Origin of the sequence: Komagataeibacter oboediens, from assembly GCF_003207815.1 — a bacterium.
GTDB lineage: Bacteria > Pseudomonadota > Alphaproteobacteria > Acetobacterales > Acetobacteraceae > Komagataeibacter > Komagataeibacter oboediens.
The window spans coordinates 1-1,437 of record NZ_NKTX01000185.1 but is presented as its reverse complement, the minus strand read 5'-3'; the positions used below and the strand labels follow the sequence as shown (position 1 = coordinate 1,437).

The following is a 1,437-nucleotide window of genomic DNA, read 5'->3' as shown; positions in this document are numbered from 1 at the left end:
CGGGCAAGCGCGAGGCGTTTGCGAAGGTACGCGCCGGTGACCCGGCGGAACCCGCCAGCCACATCACGACCGAAGGCGAACTCATCTGGCTTATGGACAGGGCGGCGGCGGGACAATGACCGCCGTGGAGACAGCCGGCCAGAAGGATAGCAGGAACCCGGACATGACACTCCAGATAAGTGACCCGCGGGAAGAACAGAAGCGTCTTGCCGCGATCGAAGCCGCGTCCATGGTCAGGGACGGGATGGTGGTGGGCCTGGGGTCTGGCACCACATCGGCCTACATGATTGATGAACTGGGCCGCCGCTGGGCGGAGGGGCTGCGTTTTTCCGCCATTCCCACGTCCGAACGCTCGGCCGAGCAGGCGCGTTCGCATGGCATAAGGCTGGTGACATTCGCCAGCCATCCGCAGATCGACCTTGATATTGACGGGGCGGACGAAGTGGAGATGGGCACGCTCAACCTGATCAAGGGGCGGGGCGGTGCGCTGTTCCGTGAAAAGATCGTGGCCGCGGCCTCACGCCGCTTTGTGGTGGTGGTGGATGAAAGCAAGCTGGTGCGGCGGCTGGGCCACCACATGCCCGTGCCGGTGGAGGTCACGACATTCGGCTGGGAACTGACGGCCACCCGGCTGCGGGATCTGGGCGCACGCCCCACCCTGCGGCTGGACCAGCACGGCACGCCCTTCTGCACCGATGGGGGCAACCTGATCCTGGACTGCAATTTTGGAGAAATCGCGGATTCCGTGGCGCTGGCACGCAAAATCCGCGCGATTGTGGGCGTGATCGAAAGCGGCCTGTTCATCGGCCGCACATCCGAAGTCATCGTGGCGGGCCAGGACGGCCTGAAACACCTCATGGCCGGATAACCGCGCGCCTGTTGCGTGTGGCGGCGGCGACCCGGGCCCTGTGATCCCGCCGGGAGCGTATTCATACCGGTTTAGACATGATCGGGTATAGTGATCCGCCTGTAATGCAGGCGCGGGAGGCCAGCATGATGTCGGATACACGGACGCCGCCGGACAATACCCTTGCAAACCGGGTTGCGATCGTAACAGGCGCTTCACGCGGGATAGGTCGGGCCGTTGCACTGGCCCTTGCACGGGCGGGCGTGCATGTGGCCGTCAACTATCACACGAACGAAGTGGAAGCCCGTGATGTCTGCAGGTAAGCTTCCGGCGACTGACGCCTTGCTGAATACTTCTGGTCTGGTTCAGCTATGAAGCATGAGCGATTTAAGAGATAGGGACACGGTACTACCTGCGAGTGTCGCAGGTAGTACCGCAGAGAGGCTCCAAAGGAGCGGTAGAGAGACAGGCGAGCGGGACAGGCTGGCGGGCGCCTCGCGGATCGAGATCGTTTCGGATCGCCGCCGCTGGCACGCCCCTGAATTTCGCGCGCGAGTGGTCATCGCGTCCTACGAGAGCCGACGCCCCAT

The 1,437-nt window shown here is 63.7% G+C and carries 2 protein-coding genes and 1 pseudogene; all 3 read left to right on the top strand.

Going from position 1 to position 1,437, the window contains the following annotated elements:
- Nucleotides 1-119 (top strand): annotated as a pseudogene (locus CFR80_RS20060) (6-phosphogluconolactonase); the annotation flags it as partial.
- Between the two features lie 44 nt (nt 120-163).
- Nucleotides 164-868 (top strand): ribose-5-phosphate isomerase RpiA, encoded by a 705-nt coding sequence (gene rpiA / locus CFR80_RS18130; RefSeq protein WP_029329754.1) that lies wholly within the window; start codon nt 164-166, stop codon nt 866-868.
- A gap of 125 nt (nt 869-993) precedes the next feature.
- The gene (locus CFR80_RS18125) at nt 994-1,170 is read left to right on the top strand and encodes an SDR family NAD(P)-dependent oxidoreductase (RefSeq protein WP_258367958.1); all 177 of its coding nucleotides are present in this window, start codon (nt 994-996) and stop codon (nt 1,168-1,170) included.
- Nucleotides 1,171-1,437: the final 267 nt, after the last annotated feature.

Excerpts from the sequence above, each read along its gene's own strand:
- rpiA (WP_029329754.1), top strand. The coding sequence starts at position 164 with ATGACACTCCAGATAAGTGACCCGCGGGAAGAACAGAAGCGTCTTGCC.
- CFR80_RS18125 (WP_258367958.1), top strand. The coding sequence starts at position 994 with ATGATGTCGGATACACGGACGCCGCCGGACAATACCCTTGCAAACCGG.